The sequence below is a fragment of the Micromonospora sp. NPDC005254 genome (assembly GCF_042872525.1).
Classification (GTDB): domain Bacteria; phylum Actinomycetota; class Actinomycetes; order Mycobacteriales; family Micromonosporaceae; genus Micromonospora.
Genome location: NZ_JBIAKM010000003.1, coordinates 183,897 through 204,332 on the forward strand (window position 1 = coordinate 183,897; position 20,436 = coordinate 204,332).

Here is a 20,436-nt window from a genome sequence, read left to right on the forward strand (position 1 = left end):
TCCGGCCGGCGCGGGTGCGCCGACCGGACCGGACCCGCGTCAGGGCCGCTCGGCGGGAGACTCGGTCTTGGCCGGGTCCCGCTCGGTGACCGGCTCGACGATCTCGTCGATGGCCTTGAGCAGCTCGGCGTCGAGCTTCACCCCGGCCGCCTTCACGTTGTCGTGCACCTGCTCGGGGCGGGACGCGCCGATGATCGCCGACGAGACGTTCGGGTTCTGCAGGACCCACGCCACGGCCAGCTGGGCCATGCTCAGCCCGGCCTGCTCGGCGAGCGGCTTGAGCTGCTGCACCCGGGTCAGGACGTCGTCGTTCATGAACCGGGAGATGAAGTTCGCGCCCGACTTCTCGTCGGTGGCACGGGAACCGGCCGGCGGCGGCTGCCCCGGCAGGTACTTGCCGGAGAGCACGCCCTGGGCCATCGGCGACCAGACGATCTGGCCGATGCCCAGCTCCTCGCTGGCCGGCACGACCTCGGTCTCGATGACCCGCCACAGCATCGAGTACTGGGGTTGGTTGGAGACCAGCGGGACGTGCAGCTCCCGGGCGAGCGGGTGGGCGGCCCGCAGCTGCTCGGCGGTCCACTCGGAGACGCCGATGTAGTGCGCCTTGCCGGAGTGCACGACGTCGGCGAACGCCTCCATCGTCTCCTCCAGCGGCGTGCTGTGGTCGTACCGGTGGGCCTGGTAGAGGTCCACGTAGTCGGTGCGCAGCCGGCGCAGGGAGCCGTTGATCGACTCCATGATGTGCTTGCGGGACAGGCCGCGGTCGTTGCGACCCGGCCCGGTCGGCCAGTAGACCTTGGTGAAGATCTCCAGGCCCTCGCGACGCTCGTTCTGCAGCGCCCGGCCGAGCACGTCCTCGGCCCGGGTGCCGGCGTACACGTCGGCGGTGTCGAAGGTGGTGATCCCCGCGTCGAGGGCGGCCCGGACGCAGGCGTTCGCCGCGTCCTCCTCGACCTGTGAACCGTGGGTGATCCAGTTGCCGTACGAGATCTCGCTGACCATCAGGCCAGAACGGCCCAGGTGTCGGAATTCCATGCCCCGACCATAACTCCGGTGGATCACGATCGCCGAGCGACGACTCAGAGCACCGGGTTCGCGTCGGTCAACAGCCGGTCGATCTCCTCCAGCACCGCCGCGCGATCGGGGTGCACCAGGTCGATCAGCGGCCCACCCCGCCGGTCCAGCGCGCCCCACCGACCGCTGCCGCTGACCACCAGGAACGCCACCGGGTGGATGACCACCATCGGGTACGACGGCTGCACCAGCACCGCACCGGTCCGGTCCACCACACCGCGCCGACCGGCCACGTCGACGACCACGAGACCCTCGTCGGTGAAGCCGTCGACCGGACCCGCGTCGGTCAGCTCGGTGACGAAGCCGTGGTATCGGGTCGGCACCACGATCCGGCCGGTCCGGTCGACCGCACCCCACCCCTCGCGCTTCACCGCGGCCAGCCCTCGGCGGAACGGCCGTACGTCGGCGAAGTTGGGCGGAACCTGCACCGCGCCGGTCGGGTCGATCGCCGTCCACCCGCCGTCGGTGAACACCCAGGCCAGGCCGTCGCTGAACGGGCGCACCGCCCGGTACGAGGGCGGGATCACCGTCGTACCCAGCAGGTTGATCAGGGACCACCGGTCGGTGTCCGGCCGCCGGACCCAGGCCAGCCCGTCGTGGAAGGGCTGCGCCTCGGCGTACCGGGCGGGAATGACAACGTCGCCGGCGTGGTCGGTGTAGCCCCACAGCGGTCCGTCCCGGTCCGGCTGCGGGGGCCGGTCACGGTCGAGCACCTCTTCCCGACTCCGGGGGTACGGCCCGAAGCCGTCGGCCGAAGCCCGCGCGGTGACCGCGTCGAGGGCCACCCGGATCCGGTCCAGCAGCTCGGCGTCGCCGGCCCCGCGCAGGTCGAGCGCCCGCTCGAAGTGGTGGCAGGCCTCCATCAGCCGGCCCTGGTCATAGCAGCACCGCCCGGCGTGCTCGTGCAGGGCGGCGCGCAGCCGGTCGGGCAGTTCGATCGAGTTGGCCTCGGCGAAGAGCTGGTCGGCCTCGGCGTAGTCGCCCCGCCAGCGCAGCACGTGGGCCAGCCGGGCCTGGGCCAGCGCGGTCCGGCGCAGCTCGCCGGTGGCTTCGGCGTAGGTGAGGGCGAGCCGGCCGTCGGCCAACGCGTCGTCGAGGTCGCCGAGGATCCGCGAGGCGACCGCGCGCAGACTCAGCAGCCGCGCACGGGCCTTGTTGTCGACGGCCGAGCCCAGCTTCTCGGTCAACCGCCGCCGGATGGCCCGCATGGCGTCCGGCTCCGTCAGCTCCTCGCGCAGGGTCACCGGGTCCAGCCGCCAGCGGTACGCGGCCAGGACCTGCTCCGGGTCGCCCTGATCGGCAAGCGAACGACGGGGCGGCTCCGGCGCCGTGGCGGGCGGCGCCGACACCGGCGCGTCCTGGTCGGACGACCCGCTGCGCGGCCCGGGAATGCCAGCGAGCGGTACGGCGGAGACGGGCGCGGCGGGTGGCGCGGACACGGGCGCCTGCGCGGCCGGCGGTGCGGAGACGGGTGCTTGCGCGGCCGGCGGTGCGGAGACGGGCGGTGCGGAGACGGGCGGTGCGGAGACGGGTGCCTGCGCGGCCGGCGGTGCGGAGACCGGCGGTGCGAGTGCCGCCGGGGGTACGGGCTCCGGTGCGGGCGGTGCGGACACGGGCGCCATCGCGGTGGGCCGTTCCGCTGCCGGCTCGGGCGGCGGCGTGCGCGTCGCCTCGGTCGCCGGACCGGACCCGGCCGGGTCGGCATTCGGGTCCGGGCTGGCGGTCGATGGGTACGCGTTGCTCGACGCGGGCGGCGCCGATGCCGGCCGGTCCCACGGTCCGGCGTCGGCGAGGCGGTCCCGCGACGCGTCGGTGGATGCGTCGGCGGTCGGCGCGCTCGTCGCACCAGTGACCTGGCGGATGTCGTCGGGGGCGAGGTCGCTGTGGTGCCCCGACGCCTCTGTGTACGGCTCACCGCCGAGCGGACGGTGGATGTCGCCCGACACCGGCTCGGCGGCCGCCGCTGCGTCGTCGGCATCGTCGACCAGGTCGTCCGACCAGGCGCGTGGAGCACCGGAGACCGGGTGTGCCGGCGGTCCGGAGATCGGCTCCCGTCCGTCGGTCGGGGTCGGTTCGGTGGACGGCTCCACGTGGGTGGCGAGGTCGTCGACCCGAGGGCGACGCTCAGCGTCGGCCACCTCCATCGGGGTGGCCGAGGCCGGCGGTGCCGAGACGGGCCAGGCCGAGTCCGGCGGTGTGGTGCCCGGCGGTGCCGAGACGGGCCGTGTCGTGTCCGGCGGCGCGAGGGCTGGCGGGGCCGAGACGGGCCAGGCCGAGTCCGGCGGCGCGGAGACAGGCGGTGCCGAGACAGGCTGCGCCGAGGCGGGTGGGGCGGGGCGTACGGCGATCGGATCGGCTGGTGGTGCGGACACCGGCCGGCTCGGTGGTGGGGAGACCGGGTCGGCGAGCGGTCCGGAGATCGGTGTCGCAGCGGTCTCGACGGCCGAGTCGGGCCGCCGGTCGGCTGGGGGGTCGCTGACCAGCGGTTGGGCGGACGCCGCCGACGGGACGTGCGCGTCCTCGGCGTGTGGCGAGCCGGCCGACCCGTCGCCGGGCTTCCAGTCCTCGGTCGTCTCGGCGACGGTGGTGGTCTCGGGTTCCTCGGTCGGCCGCTGGTCCGCTGGTGTCTCGTCCTGGTCGGGCACGACCGGCTGGGCGCCCGGGCTGAACCAGGCTGCCGGCCCCCGGGCCGACGCCTCCGCTGGCTCCGCAGCGGTCGGCACTGGCGCTTCCGAGGGCGCCGGGGGCACGTAGCGACGCGGTACGCCCGGGGCGATCGGAAGCGCCGGCTCGGCATCCGGCGCGGGCGCCGAGGACGTCGGCGTCACGGGGGTGGGGGGCTGCTCCGGCCGCTGCCAGGACGGTGGGGGAGCGACCGGCGGGCGGTCATCCGCAGGCGGCGAGGGCCGCTGCCCAGGTGTGGGTTGTGGGGGCTGGTCCTGCGGGGCGGGACGGGCGGGCGGCGCCGGGTGCGAGCGGTTGTCCGGGCCGGGATAGCGCGGTGGCGCGGTGGCGCGAGGGTCGGCAGTCGAAGCCGGTTCGGTGGGTGTGCGGTGCTCGGGCCGCTGCGGCGACTCCGGCCGCTCGTCCGAGGACGGAGGATCCACCGGGGCGGGCAGGAACTCCAGCCGCAGCCGGGCGGCCGGTGGACCGGAGACGGGGACGTCCGCCGGGGAGACCGGTGCGGCGGACACCGGCCGGTCGCGCTCCGGACGACCGGACGACGTGGATGGTTGCCACGCGTGGTCCGCCGAGGCGGGGGAGACGGGTGCCGCGGACACCGGCCGGTCCGGTCCGGGCGCGGCGGGCGAGACGGGTGCCGGCGACACCGGTCGCTCCGGCGAGGCCGGACGAACCGGGGTTGCCCGGCCGGTGCCTGGCGCGGCCGGGGAGACGGGTGTGGGCGGGACCGGGGTGGCCCGGCCGGAGGTGGGCGGCGCCGTCGCGGCGGAACGCGCGGGCCGTTCGTCGTGCCGGGGCGGCTCCGCCGGTGGCCGTGCGGGTCGCGTCGCCGGCCGCGGCGGGACCTCCGGCTCAGCGCCGCGGTGCGGCTCGGGCCGGTAGCCCGGCTCCCGTCTGCGGTCCGGGTGCACCGGACCGGGCGGCGGCCAGGGCAGGCCGCCACCCGACCGGGGGCCGGGCTGCGACCGCGGCTCCTCGCGGTAGGTCTCCTCGCGGTACGGCTCCTCGCCGTACCGCTCCGGCCGGGCGTTCTCGCGCGCGCGACGGTCCGGGTACGCCTCGGTGCGGGCTGCCGCCTCGCGGGGTTGCTGCCGGTGCGGCTCGACATCGGGACGGCGGCGCTCGTCGTCGCGGCGGGGCTGTTCCGGTGCCTCCGGTTCGGGGCGGCGCCGCCGTCCGCCCTCGGACGTCTGTGGCGTCCCGAATGCCTCGTCCGGCCGGCGCTGCCGGTCGGTGGGCGCACCGGGGCCAGCGTCCACGCGGGGCCGGCCGTCGGCAACGCCCCGCTCCGGGCGGCGGGCGTCGTCGGGTAGGCGGTCGGGGTGGCCGTCGGCCCGGTAGCGGGAGCGGCTGTCCACGGGTGCCCACTGGCCGGCCCCCTCGGCGGCCCAGCCGTCGGTCGGGCGGCCGTCGTGGCCCCTGGCCGGTCGGGTGCCGTACCCGTCGCCGGGGTGCCGGTCGTGACTCGCGGCCGGCCGCTCCGACGTGCCGCGCCGGCGCGGCGCCTCGTCCGGCTCGGGCACCCAGCCGGAGTCACTGCGCGGTGCGGGGGAGTAGGGCCCGGGGGAGACGGGTGGCGCGGTCGGGTACGCCCGGTCCCGGTCGGCCGGCTCGTGTCGGGGCGGGCGGCCGTCGTACCGCTCGGAAGTGGGCTGCTCGCGGTGCCAGGCGGCCTCCCGAGCCGGTCCCCGGTCGTCGTTGGGTCGCCGGTCGGACCAGGCGGTCCGCCGGTCCGACTCGGGGGAGCGGCGCTCCTCCCGTCGGGGCGGCTCGGGGAGCGGCCGGCGGTACGGCTCATGGTCGTACTGCGGGGTCTCGGGTCGTCCGTGGTGCGTCGTGTCGACCGGGCGCTCGTCGCTGCGTGACCAGCCGTAGGAGGGTGTCCCGCCCGGCTCGTCGTCCGCCCCCCACCGGCCGTTGGGGGCAGACTCGCCCGGAGGCTCGTCGGCCCAGGAGCGGCCGAGGTAGGTGCCGTCCGGTCGGGTGGGCGCGAGCGGCGGCACCTCGGTACGACCGACAACTGTCGCCCGTCCGCGCGGCGGTGCCGGCTGGTGGGTGACGCCGATGTCGCCGGGGTAGCGCTGGCCGGGGAACTGGGGGTGCCACTCGGTGGTCGGCTCGACCACCCAGGACGGTTCGTTCGGGTCCCGCCACCGGTCGGTGTAGCGGCCGTTCATCCGTTGAGCCCGTCGCCACACCCGGCCGCGTGGCCGCTCCCCGTCGACGGTGAGGTGGCCGCGGTGGTGCCCCGCTGGCCCATGGGCGTCCGGTCGCCGCCTGCCACGCCCCGGTGGCCGGCTCGCGTCCGCTCGCTCACGGCGTTGTCACCTCGTTGCACATTGTCGCGCTGGGGCCTCGCGTGCCGGTCGGGTCGCCCATTCCGGCAGGGCGTGGCTGCGGATGGAGGGTAACGGCGTGGGCTCGTTCACCGCCACTGTGGCACCGCCCACGAGCGCAAACGTTATCCGATGGTTCCGGACATTTGGGTCGATAACCCAATCTGACCTTTGACGATACCCCACCCGCCGGCCGGGTGGACCGGAGCATCGGGTCAGGGATGCTCCATGACGAGGACGGCGAAGGTGCCGGGGACCAGCGCCTCGTACCGGTGCGGTGTGTCGCCGGGGAACGTCGCGTAGTCACCCGGACCGAGGTCCACGGTGCCCGCCTCGGGGCCGACGCGCAGCCGTCCGGCGGCCACCACCACGTGCTCGACGCTGCGGGGGGTGTGCCCGTCCGCCTCCCGGACCGCGCCCGGCTCCAACTCGATCAGGTAGACGTCCCGGCGCAGGTGCGCCGTGCCGGCGCTGAGCAGCGTCCCGGCGAAGTCGGCCTGTTCGGAACGGACCCGGGGCCCCTCCCCGGCGCGGATCACCCGGATGTCGACGTCCGCCGGCTCCACGAGCCGGCTGAACGGTACGCCCAGCGCCACGCCGAGCGCCCAGAGCGTCTCGACGCTCGGGTTGCCGGTCCCCGACTCCAGGTGGGAGAGCGTCGACTCGGTCACCCCCGCCCGATGGGCCAGCTCGGCCGGCGAGATCCCGAGGCGCTCCCGTTCGCGGCGCAGGGCGGCAGCGATGGTGGCCAACGGGGCAGCCGGTTCTCCAGGCATGCGTGTTCGCTCCATTGGATCAACGTGCGAGGTGACGAACAACTGGCGACCTGTTCACCGTGATGAACTACGCGCACGCTACAACGAACGGCCGCTGCCCGGATGCTTCCCGCTGCGCTTTGCCCCCAACGCGGCCGGAGCCGCCACTGGGGCGACGCGGGCTCGGGAAGCCGGGATCAGACCTTGTCGCCGAGCTTGACCTGAGGAGCCGGAGCGCGCATCCGCCGGAAGGTGATCGACCGCATCACGGCGTAGAGGTAGAGCGAGCCCATCCGCTGGTCGGTCTTCGGGAAGCGCTCCCGGACCAGCTTGCCGATCTTGCGGCAGATCAGCAGCGAGTCGACGACCACACCCAGGGCCAGTGCGCCCCAGAGCACGTTGGAGATCAACCGCACCGGCGCCGGCATCGCCGCGTTCGAGCCGATCAGCACGATCAACGCGCCGCCGAAGAACCAGGTGCCGACGGTACGCCGGGAGTCGACCACGTTGCGTGCCAGCAGCCGCTCCGGGCCCCGGTCGCGGGGGCCACCCTCGCGGCGGAACTCGGCCGCGGCCTCGGTACGCAGCTGGCGGCGCCGCTCCCGCTCCTCCTCCTTGGTGAGGGGGCGGGTGGGGCCGGCCGGGCGACGGCCGACGGTCGGCCGCTTCGGCGTCTCCCGACCCTTGGCCGGGGTGTAACCCCGGGGACGGTCGGCGGTCTCCTCGGGGGTCACCGAGGTGACGGCCTCGTCGACGAGGTCGGTGGACTTGCGGCGAAAGAGCGACGGCACGCGGCAAGGGTAGCCAACGGTTCGCGCCCGGTGCACATCGCGGTGCACCGGGCGCGGAAGGTCTGACGAGGTTACGGGCGCTCGGCGTGCGCGCCGAGGTCGGCGAGCTTCGCCTCGAAGTCCTCGTAGCCTCGGTTGATCAGGTCGACGCCGTACACCCGGGAGGTGCCCTCGGCCGCGAGCGCCGCGATCAGGTGGCTGAAACCGGCCCGCAGGTCGGGGATGACCAGGTCGGCGGCGTGCAGCTTGCTCGGCCCGGCGATCACCGCCGAGTGCTTGAAGTTGCGCCGGCCGAAGCGGCACGGGGTGCCGCCGAGGCAGTCCCGGTAGACCTGGATGTTGGCGCCCATCGAGTTCAGCGCCTCGGTGTAGCCCAGCCGCTGCTCGTAGACCGTCTCGTGCACGATCGACAGGCCGCGGGCCTGGGTCAGCGCCACGACCAGCGGCTGCTGCCAGTCGGTCATGAAGCCGGGGTGGACGTCGGTCTCCAGCGCCACCGCGTTCAGCTCGCCGCCGGGGTGCCAGAAGCGGATGCCGCCCTCCTGGCCCGGGTCGCCCAGCTTCGGCGGCCGGGTGTCGGTGACCTCGTACTCGCCGCCGACGGACCGGAAGATGTTCAGGAAGGTCATCATGTCGGCCTGCTGCGCGCCGAGCACCTCGACGTGGCCACGGGTGGCCAGCGCGGCCGCGGCCCAGCTGGCGGCCTCGATCCGGTCGGGGATCGGCCGGTGGGTGTACCCGTGCAGCTTCGGCACGCCCTGGATCTCGATCACCCGGTCGGTGTGGACCTTGATGATCGCGCCCATCTTCTGCAGGATGCAGATCAGGTCGATGATCTCCGGCTCCACCGCGGCGTTGCGCAGCTCGGTGACGCCCTCGGCCATAACCGCGGTCAGCAGCACCTGCTCGGTGGCGCCGACGCTCGGGTACGGCAGGGCGAACTTGGTGCCGTGCAGGCCGTTCGGCGCGGAGAGGTGCAGCCCCTCGGGCCGCTTGTCGACAGTCGCGCCGAACTCCCGCAGCGCCTGCAGGTGGAAGTCGATCGGGCGCGGGCCGATGTGGCAGCCGCCCAGATCCGGGATGAACGCGTGCCCGAGCCGGTGCAGCAGCGGCCCGCAGAACAGGATCGGGATCCGGCTCGAACCGGCGTGCACGTTGATCTGGTCGGTGCTGGCGCTCTCCACGTTCGCCGGGTCGAAGACGAGCTCGCCGTCCTCGGCGCCGTCGGTCACCTTGACGCCGTGCAGACCGAGTAGACCCCGGACCACCTCGACGTCGCGGATCTTCGGCACGTCGAACAGCCGGCTCGGGCTGTCGCCCAGCAGTGCGGCGACCATCGCCTTCGAAACCAGGTTCTTCGCGCCGCGCACGCGGATCCGCCCTTCGAGCGGAGTGCCTCCATGCACGATCAGGACGTCGTCGGTCAACGCAACCTCCAGCGCTTCGGTGCTGCTGTGTTGATGGTGGGGAGCCTGAACTCTGTCGCTACCCCGGATGCGGCCATATCGAAACGGCCCGCTTGCGTCCTCGCCCCGGCAGCATAGCCCTCGGTGACGAAAAAGGACTCGGTCACACCAGCGTGTGTGGCATTAATCGGTGATCCGGCACTTTTGCGTACCAAGGGCGTCACGGATCGTGATCACGCACCCGGCAGCGCGAGCATCTGGTCCAGCGCCACCCGGGCGTGGTGCGCGGTGTCGGCGTCGACAGTGATCTGGTTGACGACCCGGCCCGCGACCAGCTCCTCCAGGGCCCAGACCAGGTGCGGCAGATCGATCCGGTTCATGGTCGAGCAGTAGCAGACCGCCTTGTCCAGGAACATGATCTGCTTGTCCGGGTGGGCCAGCGCCAACCGGCGGACCAGGTTCAGCTCGGTGCCCAGCGCCCACGCCGAGCCGGCCGGCGCCGCCTCGATGGTCTTGATGATGTACTCGGTCGAACCGACGTGGTCGGCGGCCGTGACCACCTCGTGCCGGCACTCCGGGTGGACCAGCACGTTGACCCCGGGAACCCGCGCCCGCACGTCGTCGACGCTCTCCAGGGTGAACCGGCCGTGCACCGAGCAGTGCCCTCGCCACAGGATCATCTTGGCGTCCCGCAGCTGCTCCGGCGTGAGCCCGCCACCGGGCTTGTGCGGGTCGTAGAGCACGCAGTCGTCCAGCGACAGGCCCATCTCCAGCACCGCCGTGTTGCGGCCCAGGTGCTGGTCCGGCAGGAAGAGCACCTTCGAGCCCTGCTCGAACGCCCAGTCCAGGGCGCGCTTGGCGTTGGACGAGGTGCAGACCACGCCGCCGTTGCGGCCGACGAAACCCTTGATGTCGGCCGAGGAGTTCATGTACGTCACCGGCACGGTCTCGCCGGCGATGCCCAGCTCGGCGAGCGTGTCCCAGGCGGCCTCGACCTGACCCAGCACGGCCATGTCCGCCATCGAACAGCCGGCCGCCAGGTCGGGCAGGATCACCCGCTGGGCGTCCGTGGTGAGGATGTCGGCGCTCTCGGCCATGAAGTGCACGCCGCAGAAGACGATGTACTCGGCGTCCGGCCGGGCGGCGGCCTCCCGGGCCAGCTTGAACGAGTCGCCGGTCACGTCCGCGAACTGGATCACCTCGTCGCGCTGGTAGTGGTGCCCCAGCACGAAGACCTTGCTGCCCAGCTTCGCCTTCGCCGCCGTGGCACGGGCCACCAGATCCGGGTCGCTGGGCGCCGGCAGGTCGCCCGGACACTCGACGCCGCGCTCGGTGTCGGGGTCGCTGCCCCGGCCGAGCAGCAGCAGAGCCGTCGCCGTGTTGGAGGGTTCCACCCAGGTCGAAGTCACGTAGCCCATGGTCCCACAGCGCGAGCGCGCCGCAGCTCCGCTCGGTGTGGGCTGCCACACTGCTCGACATGCGCGTGCTGCTCTGCCCGGACAAGTTCGCCGGCACCCTGCCCGCGCCGGAGGTCGCCGCCGCGGTGGCGGACGGCTGGCGCAGCGTTGCCGACGGCGACGACCTGCTGATCCGGCCGCTCGCCGACGGCGGGCCGGGCTTCGTGGAGGTGCTCGCCGAGGCGCTCGGCGGCCGGCGGGTGACGGTGTCGACAGTCGACCCGCTGGGCCGGCCGACGGCCGGTGAGATCCTGCTCACCGCCGACGGCACGACGGCCTACCTGGAGAGCGCGCAGGCGTGCGGCCTGCACCTGCTCTCCGCAGCCGAGCGCGACCCGAAGACCACCACGTCGTACGGGCTGGGTCTGCTGGTGACCGCCGCCGTGGAGAGCGGGGCCCGGACGGTGGTGATCGGGCTGGGCGGCTCCGCCACCAACGACGCCGGCGCCGGCATGCTCACCGCGCTGGGCGCGACCCCGCTCGACGCCACGGGTGCGGCGCTGCCGTACGGCGGGGCGGCGTTGGCCCTGGTCGACGCCCTCGACGGCGCTCCCCGGCTGCGCGGCGCCCGGCTCGTCGCCGCCACCGACGTGGACAACCCGCTGCTCGGCCTGCACGGCGCGAGCAACGTGTTCGGCCCGCAGAAGGGCGCCGACCGCGCCGACGTCCTGCTGCTCGACGCGGCCCTGGAGCGTTTCGCTGCGGTGCTGGAGCGGGACCTTCCCGGCTGCCCGCCGGGGCTCGGCGCGCTGCCCGGCGGTGGGGCCGCCGGCGGCCTCGGCGCGGCCATCCTCGCGCTCGGCGGCGCCTGCGAGTCGGGCATCGGCCTGGTCACCCGGGCCACCCGGCTGGACGCCGCGCTCGACACCGCCGACCTGGTGATCACCGGGGAGGGGTCCTTCGACCACCAGTCGTTGCGCGGCAAGGTCGTCGCCGGGGTGGCCGGGGCCGCCCGGGACCGTGGGGTGCCCTGCGTGGTGGTGGCCGGCCAGGTCAGCACCGGCCGGCGGGAGGCCGCCTCGGCGGGGGTGACCGACGCGTACAGCCTGGTCGAGCACTTCGGTGGGGAGCAGGCCGGCGGGCTCGACGCCGCGCTGAGCCGTCCCGCCGACGGGCTGCGCGAGCTGGGCGCCCGACTGGCCCGGCAGTGGAGCCGCTGAGCGCTCGGCCCACCCGGTCCAGGCCGTCTCGTCCGGGCCGACCTGGGGCGCTGGTCCCGCCACGCGGGTACGTCCGGCCGGGGCGGCGTACGATCGGAACTGGACCACAACCGGGAATCACTGGACGGCGCGCGGCGTTGGCCAGTGCGTCCGGACCCAAAACCGCGCAGGGAGACTTCCACGTGACCACGCCAGCGCAGACCGAGTCGACCGAGGCCCAGGCCCCTACTTCCGTCGTCCTCACCGACGTCGCGGCGCAGAAGGTCAAGGCCCTGATCGAGCAGGAGGGCCGCGACGACCTGCGGCTCCGCGTCGCGGTGCAGCCGGGTGGCTGCTCCGGCCTGCGGTACCAGCTCTTCTTCGACGAGCGTTCGCTCGACGGTGACGTCGTCAGCGACTTCGGTGGCGTCGAGGTCGTCGTCGACCGGATGAGCGCCCCCTACCTGTCCGGCGCGACGATCGACTTCGCCGACCGGATCGACGCCCAGGGCTTCACCATCGACAACCCCAACGCGGGCAACTCCTGCGCCTGCGGCGACTCGTTCAACTAAGTCGCGCACCACGCACCACCGACGACGGGGCCGTCCTGCGGGACGGCCCCGTCGTCGTGTCGGGGTGACGGTGGGAGCGGTCCCGGGTGACCCCCGGCGGACGGGTGGACGGGCGGTTGCCGTTGCCCGACCGACCGGACACGTCCGGGTTGCCGGGCCGGTAGGCTGACCGCGCCCTGCTCCCGACCCTGAGGGTTGACATGAAGATCGCCGTGACCGGCTCGATCGCCACCGATCACCTGATGAGCTTCCCGGGTCGCTTCGCCGACCAGCTCATCGCCGATCAGCTGCACAAGATTTCCCTCTCCTTCCTGGTGGACGACCTGGTTCTCCGCCGTGGCGGGGTCGCGGCGAACATCTCCTTCGGCATGGGGCAGCTCGGGATGCGCCCGGTGCTGCTCGGGGCGGTGGGCGCGGACTTCGCCGACTACCGCTCCTGGCTGGAGCGGCACGGCGTGGACTGTGACTCCGTGCACATCAGTGAGGTGGCGCACACGGCGCGGTTCGTCTGCACCACCGACACCGACATGTGCCAGATCGCGTCGTTCTACGCGGGTGCGATGAGCGAGGCGCGCAACATCGAACTGGCCCCCGTCGCCGACCGGCTCGGCGGGCTGGACCTGGTGCTGGTCAGCGCGAACGACCCGGAGGCGATGCTGCGGCACTCGGCCGAGTGCCGCAGCCGTGGGTACGCCTTCGCCGCCGACCCCTCGCAGCAGCTCGCCCGGATGCCCGGCGAGGACGTGGTGGCGCTGATCGAGGGCGCCGAGTTCCTGATGACCAACGACTACGAGAAGTCGCTGCTGCAGAGCAAGGCTCAGCTGACCGACGACCAACTGCTGGACCTGGTCAAGGTGCGGGTCACCACGCTGGGCAAGGACGGCGTGGAGATCGCCGGCCGCGGCATCGACCCGATCCACGTGCCCATCGCCCGGGAGATCCGGGCGGTCGACCCGACCGGGGTGGGCGACGGCTTCCGGGCCGGCTTCTTCACCGCGCTCTCCTGGGGCCTCGGCCTTGAGCGGGCCGCCCAGGTCGGCTCGCTGCTGGCCACGCTGGTCCTGGAGACGGTGGGCACCCAGGAGTACGACGTCCGCCGCGACCTGTTCGTCAAGCGCCTCGCCGAGTCCTATGGCGACACCGCCGCCGACGAGATCCGCCCCCACCTCCTCCCGTAACCCGACCCACCCCGCCTCACCCCCGGCGATCTTGCACTTTCTGTCGCTGTTTCGCGGCTTCTGCGCGGTCTTGTCCGCGCAGAAACTGCAAGATCGCGGGGGTGAGGGATGGGTCAGTGGGTGCGGCGGATGTCGTAGGCGGGGCCGTCCGCGCCGGTCACCGCGCCGAGGAACTCCTGGCCGCGCATCCGACACCAGGCGGGGATGTCCACCGCCGCGGCCGGGTCGTCGGCGAGCACCCGGACCACCGTGCCGACCGGCACCTGCGGCATCCGGCGGGCCGCCGCGATCACCGGCAGCGGGCAGCGTTGACCCCGGCAGTCGATCACCTCGTCCGGCATCGTCACAGTCCTACCACCCCGGCGTCGGCGCGCAGCCCGGCGACGATCCCGGGCAGCTCGGCGAGGAACCGCTCGACGTCGGACTCGGTCGTGTCCCGGTGCAGGCTGACCCGGACGTTGCCGTGCGAGAGCACCCCCATCGCCTCCAACACGTGCGACGGCCGCAGCGTGGACGACGTGCAGGACGAGCCGGACGACACCGCGAACCCCCGCCGGTCCAGCGCGTGCAGCAGCGTCTCGCCGTCGACGTACAGGCAGGAGAAGGTCACCAGGTGGGGCAGGCGCAGCACCGGGTCGCCGACCACCTCGACGTCGGGCACCTCCGCCGACACCCGCGCCCGGATCCGGTCCACCAGCGGCGCCAGCCGGGCCCGCTCGGCCGCGGCGTCGGCCGCCGCCGCGCGCAGGCTCGCCGCCGCCGCCACCACCGCGGGCAGGTTCACCGACCCGGGGGTACGCCCACCCTCCCGCTCGTCGGCCGGCCAGGGCGACTCCCAGCGGGTGCCCTTGCGGACCGCCAGCAGCCCCACCCCGGGCGGCCCGCCCCACTTGTGGGCGCTGGCGCTGAGCATCGACCAGCCGGCCGGCAGGGGCACCCGCCCGACCGACTGCGCCGCGTCGACGTAGAGCGGCACCCCGACGTCGGCGCAGACGGCCGCCGCCTCGGCGACCGGCTGCACGGTGCCCACCTCGTGACTCGCGGTGATCAGCGCGGCCAGCGCGACCCCGGGCGCCTGGACGGCCGTCGACCAGGCGGCCAGATCCAGCCGGCCCACCCGGTCGACCGGCACCGAGTGGGCGACGCCGCCGGCCGCGACGTGCCGCTCGGCGGCGTGCAGGACGGCGGAATGCTCGATCGCGGAGTGCACAAGCGCCGCCCCGGCCCGGTGCCGTCCCGCCAGGCCGCCGAGCACCGCGCCGTGGGCTGCCGTCGTACCGCTGCTGGTGAAGGACAGCTCGTCGGCGCGGACGCCGAGCGTCTGCGCGGACGCCTCGCGGGCGGCGTCGAGCAGTTGCCGTGCGCGGCGTGCCTGGCTGTAGAGCTTTCCCGGGTCGGCCCAGCCGTCTTCCAGAGCGGCCAGCAGCGCCTGCCGGGCGACCGGATGCAGCGGCGCGGCGGTCGCCGCGTCCAGGTAGACCGAGGAGGCGCTCACGGATCAGTACGCTATCGCGACGGTATGCCCAGGATCCCCCCGATGGGGGCGGACAGTGACCCCACCACGGCCGAGTCCGTCATGGTCGAGTAATCTGCGACCGTCGGTGACGCCTTTGCCGCCGGTGCTGAGGAAAGACGCACCGCGGCGCGCTAGGGAGGCAGGACCAGGTGGTCGCAAGGAGTTCGGAGGTACGGCCGTCGGCCGTACGGCACGGTGCTGCCCCAGGGGTCGGTGGACGCCGGGGACGCGGTGCTGGTCGGCTGGCCGGGCTCGGTCTCGGGGGCGTGGCTCTGCTGGTTCTGCTCACGGGCTGTGACGTGGGTCAGACGTTCGGCGGCTTCGGTTGGCCGCAGGGCGGCATCTCGGCCGAGTCGCACCGGATGTACGACCTGTGGATCGCCTCCTGCGTCGCCGCGCTCGCGGTCGGCGTCTTCGTGTGGGGCCTGATCTTCTGGTGTGTCGTGCGCTACCGCAAGCGCGGCAACGCGCTGCCGGTGCAGACCCGTTACAACCTGCCGATGGAGTTCCTCTACACCATCGCGCCGATCCTGATCGTCTCCGTGCTCTTCTACTACACGGCGATCGTGCAGACCGACGTCGACAAGCTGTCGAAGAACCCGGACGTCACGGTCGAGGTCGTCGCCTTCAAGTGGAACTGGCAGTTCAACTACCGCGACGGTCAGGGCACGGAGGCCCGCACCACCGCGTCGACGCTCGGCACCAGTGAGGTCATCCCGGTGCTCGTGCTGCCGACCAACCGGTCCATCCGGTTCGAGGAGACCAGCCGCGACGTCATCCACTCCTTCTGGGTGCCGGAGCTGCTGTTCAAGCGGGACGTCATGCCGGGCAAGATCCGCAACGTCTTCGAGGTCTCCAGCCTGGATGCCGAGGGCGCGTACGTCGGCCGCTGCGCCGAGCTGTGCGGCAGCTACCACGCGTTCATGAACTTCGAGCTGCGGGTGGTCTCGCCGGAGAAGTACGACCAGTTCCTCGCGGCCAAGCAGAGTGGCAAGTCGACTCAGGACGCGCTGGCCGCGATCGGCGAGCAGCCGTACGCGGAGACCACGCAGCCGTTCGACACCCGACGGACGCAGAGCAACTTCAACCCGGACGACGCTCCGGCCGGCACGGGAAGCTGAGGCAGCCGCATGAAGACCGAGTGGCGTATCTTCCTGATCATCGCCCTGTTCCTCTTCGGCGCAACCGTCCTCTACGGCGCCTGGACGCACGGTGAGTCCGGCAACATCGAGTGGGTGGGCACCGTCGCCCTGCTGCTGTCGTTCCTGCTCTGCTCGATGTGCGGCGGCTTCTTCTGGTTCGTCTCCCGCCGTATCGATCTGCGCCCGGAGGACCGGCCGGACGCTGAGATCTCCGACGGCGCCGGCGAGGTCGGCTTCTTCAGCCCGGGCAGCTACTGGCCGTTCGGTCTGGCGCTGGCCGCCGCGACCGCCGCGCTGGGCATGGTGTTCTGGCAGTTCTGGCTGATCGGCGCCGGCCTGTTGGCGGTCATCTTCGCCGCCTGCGGCCTGCTGTTCGAGTACTACACCGGCACCCGGCGCACCGCCGAGCACTGATCCACCCGGTCGCCGCGGCGCGACCGACCCCGTACCACCGCGAAGGCCCGCACCCCGTCGGGGGAGCGGGCCTTCGTCGTGGCGCACCGGGGTGCCGCCACGTCGGCGTTGTGGGGCCGATCGGGGCGGTGCGGGTCAGGCGGCGTGGCGGCGGGTGGGCTGGCGACGTCGGCGATCGGCCAGCCGGGTGACGGGGGCGGCGAATGTGGCGATCACCACGGCCGCGCCGCAACCGGTGCAGATCAGCTCGGGACAGTCGCTGCCGTGGCCGTCGACGCAGGGCGGCGCCCCGAACGGTGCCACGCCCTCGCAGACATCGCAGTAGAGATCGCGGTGCGACACGGGCGTCTCCTCTCACTCCAGGCGAACCGCCCCCGAAATGCGACAGCGACGCACAACGGAAGCGGAGAACTACTCGCCTGTAGTTTCCCACGCGGGTCCGACAAATCCCCGCGCCCGCCGGTCGGGCGCCGTTCCGCAGGCCCCGACGCCACCGGACGTGATCCACCCGACAGCAGTGAAGTCGGGGTATCCGGGCCGGCCGAACACCCCGGATTCCAGCAACCCGAGTCGATCACGCAGCACGCGCCTCCCGGGCCGGGGATCAGGCGGTGGTGGCGGTCTCGATCCAGCGGTCCAGAGTGGCCGCCGCAGCGCCCGAGTCGATGGAGTCGGCGGCGCGGTCCAGGCCGGCGCGCAGCGCCTCGGTCAGGTCGCCGTCCAGCGGACCCTGGGTCGCGAGCGCCGCCGCCGCGTTGACCAGCACCGCGTCGCGGACCGGGCCCGTCTCACCGGCCAGCAGGCGACGGGCCACGCCGGCGTTGTACGCGGCGTCACCGCCACGCAGGTCGCCGAGGGTGGACCGGGGGACACCCAGGTCGGTCGCGTCCAGCACAGCCTCGCGTACGGTGCCGCCCTGCGCCGCCCACACCCGGGTCGGCGCGGCGGTGGTGAACTCGTCCAGCCCGTCCTCGCCGCGCATCACCAGCACCGAGTCGCCACGGGCGGCGAACACGCCGGCCATCACCGACGCCATCCGTGCGTCGAAGCAGCCGACGGCGCCGGCGCGGGGGCGGGCCGGGTTGGTCAGCGGGCCGAGGAAATTGAACACGGTGGGCACGCCCAGCTCCCGGCGGACCGGCCCGGTGTGCCGCATCCCCGGGTGGAACCGGGCGGCGAAGCAGAACCCGATGCCGGCCTCGGTGACGCAGCGCACGATGGCGTCCGGGTCGAGGTCGAGCGGGACACCGAGGAACTCCAGCAGGTCGGCGGTGCCGCAGGAGGACGACGCGGCCCGGTTGCCGTGCTTGACCACCCGGACGCCGGCACCCGCCACGACCAGCGCGGCCATGGTGGAGATGTTGACCGTGTGGGCGAGGTCACCGCCGGTGCCCACCACGTCCAGCGCCGTCGAGCGCAGGTCGTCGGGAAGGTCGACCGGGACGGCCCGGCTCAGCATGGTCTCCACCAGGCCGGCCAACTCGGCCGAGGTCTCGCCCTTGGCCCGTAGCGCCACGGCGAAGCCGGCGACCTGCGCGGCGCCCGCCGAGCCGGCCATGATCTCGCCCATGGCCCAGGCGGTGTCGGCGGTGGACAGCTCCTCGCCGCGCAGCAGCGAGTTGAGCAGGTGCGGCCAGGTCCGATCGCCCATGGCGGGCCTCCCGAGCGTACGAAGTGCGGGTGGGCTGGAATCGGCGCCGGCTGGTCCGGCGCCGTGTCGGTGCCGGAGAGCGGGGGACGTCAGGCGGGTGCGTGCGTCCGCAGCAGCTCGGCCACCGTGCTGCCGGTGGTCACCGGGTCGAGCGGGTGCACAAGCGTCGCGTCGACCTCGGCGTACGCGGCGAGCCATCGGTCCGCGGCGCGGGCGATCACCAGGCAGGTGGGCGGGGCGGCGTCGTCCCGATCGTCCTTGATCTGGCGGGCGATGCCGATGCCGCCGCCGGGGCTCGCCTCACCGTCGAGCACCAGCAGGTCGATCTCGTAGTCGTCGACCAGCCGGATGGTCTCGGCGTACGTCGACGCGTCGACGAACTCGATCTGCAGCCCGGGGGCGGGCCGGGTGCCGACAGCGAGCCGCATCCGGTCACGGACCTGCGGGTCGTCGCTGTAGAGCAGGACGGTGCACAGACGATCGCTCATGGCTGACAGGCTCCCACCTCGTAGCTGCCCGCCGATCGTACCGGTCGACGTGACGTAGCCGACATCCCGCCCGACGCTCGGCCGCTGGCGTACCGTCTGCGCAGCTCAGGTCGTCGCGGCGTCGGCGGCGCGCTCGCGGGCCTCCTGGCGGTCCAGCTCGCGGTCCACCCGGCGGGCCTCCCGCTCGGACTGCTTCACCCACTGCACGACCAGCACCGCGAGCATGGTCACACTGACGAACTCACCGCCGGCCCAGAGGATGCCGCCGGCGACCACCTGGTCGGCCTTGGGGTCGGACCAGCTCAGGTTGAGCGACGGGTACCAGTCGCCGCCGAACAGGGTGGTGCTCTGCATGATGGTGAGCCCGAGCACGGTGTGGAACGGCACGGAGAGCAGCATCAGCAGGGCCCGCGCCGGGTACGGCCAGCGGCCCGGGAGCGGGTCGAGGCCGAGCAGCGGCCAGAAGAACACGCAGCCGGTCATGATGAAGTGCGCGTGCACCAGCTCGTGTGCCCAGGCGTGTTCCAGGGTGAAGCGGTACAGGTCGCTGAAGTACAGCGCGAACGGGTTGACCACGAAGATGGCGAACGCCACCAGCGGGAAGCTGTAGACCCGGGCGACGCGGCTGTGCACGATCGCCAGGAGGCGCTTGCGCGGCCCGACGGGCAGGGTCCGCAGGGCCAGCGTCATCGGTGCGCCCAGCGCCAGGAAGATCGGCGACACCATGGAGAGCACCATGTGCTGGACCATGTGCACCGACAGCAGCGCGGTGTCGTAGGCGTGCAGCCCGCTGACCGTGACCAGCGCGATACCGCCGAGGCCGGGGCCGAGGAAGAACACCGTACGGGCGATCGGCCAGCGGTCCCCGCGGACGCGCAGCCGGTGCACCCCGTAGAGGTAGAGGCCGGCGGCGAGTACCAGGCCGAGGGCCAGCCAGCTGTCCAACCGGGTCTCGGTCAGCACCGCGCCGACGGTGAACGGTGGCGGGGTCGCCTCGGCCCCGGCGGCGAGCACCGACGGGCCAGCCGGAGTGGCCGCGAGCACATCGGCCGGGACGGCCGAGGTGGCGGCGAGGATCGGATCGACGTGCAGCACGCTTTTCAGGCTAGGCCAGGCGAACCGGACCCTGACGCCCGGGCCACGGAAGGCGCAGGTTTGCCACCCCGCTGATCGCCGGCCCCGGTCAGGGGCAATAATGACGGCGTGACTGCGGCCCCAGCCATTGACAAGAGCCGGATCCACTCTTTGACGCGACCCAACATGGTCAGCGTCGGGACGATCGTGTGGCTCTCCAGCGAACTCATGTTCTTCGCGGCGCTCTTCGCGATGTACTTCTCGATCCGCGCGGCTGCGCCGGAGCAGTGGGAGAAGCACACCGAGTCGCTGAACATCCCGTACGCGACCACCTTCACGGTGATCCTCGTGCTGTCCTCGGTGACCTGCCAGCTCGGCGTCTTCGCGGCGGAGAAGGGTGACGTGCACGCGCTGCGCCGCTGGTTCACCGTCACCTTCGTGATGGGCCTGATCTTCGTGCTCGGCCAGGTGAACGAGTACCGCCACCTGGTGGCGGACGGCGTCAAGATCAACGTTGACGGCTACGGCTCGATGTTCTACCTGACGACCGGCTTCCACGGCCTGCACGTGACCGGCGGTCTGATCGCCTTCATCATCTTCATGGTCCGCACGACCATGGGCCGGTTCACCCCGGCGCAGGCGACCTCGGCGATCGTCGTGTCGTACTACTGGCACTTCGTCGACGTCGTGTGGATCGGCCTGTACGCCATGATCTACTGGCTTCAGTGATCTTGGCGCGTCACGAACCGCGCCGCTGC

Annotated in this window: 18 protein-coding genes; 6 read left to right on the forward strand and 12 right to left on the reverse strand. The window is 73.1% G+C overall.

Going from position 1 to position 20,436, the window contains the following annotated elements:
- Positions 1–39: 39 nt before the first annotated feature.
- The 6 genes from ACFYPR_RS10545 to nadA form a co-directional block, all read right to left on the reverse strand.
- Positions 40–1,038: an aldo/keto reductase family protein gene (locus tag ACFYPR_RS10545; RefSeq protein WP_354859759.1), complete on the reverse strand. Its 999-nt coding sequence runs from the start codon at positions 1,036–1,038 to the stop codon at positions 40–42.
- Between the two features lie 44 nt (positions 1,039–1,082).
- Positions 1,083–5,936, reverse strand: coding sequence for a WG repeat-containing protein (locus ACFYPR_RS10550; protein ID WP_387259558.1), 4,854 nt, complete (start codon positions 5,934–5,936; stop codon positions 1,083–1,085).
- Between the two features lie 374 nt (positions 5,937–6,310).
- Entirely contained in the window at positions 6,311–6,871 is a 561-nt protein-coding gene (locus ACFYPR_RS10555; RefSeq protein WP_363942169.1) for an XRE family transcriptional regulator, read from the reverse strand.
- Between the two features lie 176 nt (positions 6,872–7,047).
- Complete coding sequence (locus ACFYPR_RS10560) at positions 7,048–7,641, reverse strand: DUF3043 domain-containing protein (RefSeq protein WP_354859767.1); 594 nt, start codon at positions 7,639–7,641, stop codon at positions 7,048–7,050.
- 71 nt (positions 7,642–7,712) lie between these two features.
- On the reverse strand, positions 7,713–9,068 hold the full coding sequence (gene murA / locus ACFYPR_RS10565) for a UDP-N-acetylglucosamine 1-carboxyvinyltransferase (protein ID WP_308195384.1): 1,356 nt from the start codon (positions 9,066–9,068) through the stop codon (positions 7,713–7,715).
- Between the two features lie 212 nt (positions 9,069–9,280).
- Positions 9,281–10,456: a quinolinate synthase NadA gene (nadA, locus tag ACFYPR_RS10570; protein WP_363940486.1), complete on the reverse strand. Its 1,176-nt coding sequence runs from the start codon at positions 10,454–10,456 to the stop codon at positions 9,281–9,283.
- 68 nt (positions 10,457–10,524) lie between these two features.
- Here nadA and ACFYPR_RS10575 point away from each other — a divergent pair, with 68 nt between their 5' ends.
- From ACFYPR_RS10575 to ACFYPR_RS10585, 3 genes are all read left to right on the forward strand, one after another.
- The gene (locus ACFYPR_RS10575) at positions 10,525–11,664 is read left to right on the forward strand and encodes a glycerate kinase (protein WP_355066912.1); all 1,140 of its coding nucleotides are present in this window, start codon (positions 10,525–10,527) and stop codon (positions 11,662–11,664) included.
- Positions 11,665–11,846: 182 nt separating this feature from the next.
- On the forward strand, positions 11,847–12,215 hold the full coding sequence (erpA, locus tag ACFYPR_RS10580; RefSeq protein WP_234587006.1) for an iron-sulfur cluster insertion protein ErpA: 369 nt from the start codon (positions 11,847–11,849) through the stop codon (positions 12,213–12,215).
- Positions 12,216–12,415: 200 nt separating this feature from the next.
- On the forward strand, positions 12,416–13,393 hold the full coding sequence (locus ACFYPR_RS10585; RefSeq protein ID WP_355066911.1) for a carbohydrate kinase family protein: 978 nt from the start codon (positions 12,416–12,418) through the stop codon (positions 13,391–13,393).
- Positions 13,394–13,506: 113 nt separating this feature from the next.
- Here ACFYPR_RS10585 and ACFYPR_RS10590 read toward each other — a convergent pair whose 3' ends face one another.
- Together ACFYPR_RS10590 and ACFYPR_RS10595 are read right to left on the reverse strand one after the other, a co-directional pair.
- Entirely contained in the window at positions 13,507–13,740 is a 234-nt protein-coding gene (locus tag ACFYPR_RS10590) for a sulfurtransferase TusA family protein (RefSeq protein ID WP_354861572.1), read from the reverse strand.
- Positions 13,737–14,888, reverse strand: coding sequence for an aminotransferase class V-fold PLP-dependent enzyme (locus tag ACFYPR_RS10595; protein ID WP_355066910.1), 1,152 nt, complete (start codon positions 14,886–14,888; stop codon positions 13,737–13,739). The genes ACFYPR_RS10590 and ACFYPR_RS10595 overlap by 4 nt, the downstream gene beginning before the upstream one ends.
- A 170-nt stretch (positions 14,889–15,058) precedes the next feature.
- Here ACFYPR_RS10595 and coxB point away from each other — a divergent pair, with 170 nt between their 5' ends.
- Positions 15,059–16,030 carry a cytochrome c oxidase subunit II gene (gene coxB, locus ACFYPR_RS10600; RefSeq protein ID WP_354861569.1) on the forward strand — a complete coding sequence of 324 codons (972 nt, stop codon included), beginning with the start codon at positions 15,059–15,061 and terminating at the stop codon, positions 16,028–16,030.
- Between the two features lie 9 nt (positions 16,031–16,039).
- Positions 16,040–16,465, forward strand: a complete 426-nt coding sequence (locus tag ACFYPR_RS10605; RefSeq protein ID WP_354861567.1) for a cytochrome c oxidase subunit 4 — start codon at positions 16,040–16,042, stop codon at positions 16,463–16,465.
- Positions 16,466–16,600: 135 nt separating this feature from the next.
- Here the strand turns inward: ACFYPR_RS10605 and ACFYPR_RS10610 are convergent, their stop codons facing one another.
- The 4 genes from ACFYPR_RS10610 to ACFYPR_RS10625 form a co-directional block, all read right to left on the reverse strand.
- Positions 16,601–16,807, reverse strand: a complete 207-nt coding sequence (locus ACFYPR_RS10610) for a hypothetical protein (protein ID WP_355066909.1) — start codon at positions 16,805–16,807, stop codon at positions 16,601–16,603.
- Positions 16,808–17,069: 262 nt separating this feature from the next.
- Complete coding sequence (gene trpD / locus ACFYPR_RS10615) at positions 17,070–18,116, reverse strand: anthranilate phosphoribosyltransferase (protein ID WP_354861565.1); 1,047 nt, start codon at positions 18,114–18,116, stop codon at positions 17,070–17,072.
- Positions 18,117–18,205: 89 nt separating this feature from the next.
- A complete protein-coding gene (locus tag ACFYPR_RS10620) occupies positions 18,206–18,604 on the reverse strand; it encodes a hypothetical protein (RefSeq protein WP_354861563.1) in 399 nt (132 codons plus the stop codon).
- 105 nt (positions 18,605–18,709) lie between these two features.
- The gene (locus tag ACFYPR_RS10625; RefSeq protein ID WP_354861561.1) at positions 18,710–19,699 is read right to left on the reverse strand and encodes a cytochrome c oxidase assembly protein; all 990 of its coding nucleotides are present in this window, start codon (positions 19,697–19,699) and stop codon (positions 18,710–18,712) included.
- Positions 19,700–19,807: 108 nt separating this feature from the next.
- On the opposite strand from ACFYPR_RS10625, the gene ACFYPR_RS10630 reads away from it, so the two are divergent.
- Positions 19,808–20,407: a heme-copper oxidase subunit III gene (locus tag ACFYPR_RS10630; protein WP_354861560.1), complete on the forward strand. Its 600-nt coding sequence runs from the start codon at positions 19,808–19,810 to the stop codon at positions 20,405–20,407.
- Positions 20,408–20,436 lie beyond the last annotated feature (29 nt).

Bases quoted from the DNA above. Each gene is read 5' to 3' on its own strand.
- ACFYPR_RS10545 (WP_354859759.1), bottom strand. From the start codon at position 1,038: ATGGAATTCCGACACCTGGGCCGTTCTGGCCTGATGGTCAGCGAGATC.
- ACFYPR_RS10550 (WP_387259558.1), bottom strand. From the start codon at position 5,936: ATGAACGGCCGCTACACCGACCGGTGGCGGGACCCGAACGAACCGTCC.
- ACFYPR_RS10555 (WP_363942169.1), bottom strand. From the start codon at position 6,871: ATGCCTGGAGAACCGGCTGCCCCGTTGGCCACCATCGCTGCCGCCCTG.
- ACFYPR_RS10575 (WP_355066912.1), top strand. From the start codon at position 10,525: ATGCGCGTGCTGCTCTGCCCGGACAAGTTCGCCGGCACCCTGCCCGCG.
- ACFYPR_RS10585 (WP_355066911.1), top strand. From the start codon at position 12,416: ATGAAGATCGCCGTGACCGGCTCGATCGCCACCGATCACCTGATGAGC.
- ACFYPR_RS10605 (WP_354861567.1), top strand. From the start codon at position 16,040: ATGAAGACCGAGTGGCGTATCTTCCTGATCATCGCCCTGTTCCTCTTC.
- trpD (WP_354861565.1), bottom strand. From the start codon at position 18,116: ATGGGCGATCGGACCTGGCCGCACCTGCTCAACTCGCTGCTGCGCGGC.
- ACFYPR_RS10620 (WP_354861563.1), bottom strand. From the start codon at position 18,604: ATGAGCGATCGTCTGTGCACCGTCCTGCTCTACAGCGACGACCCGCAG.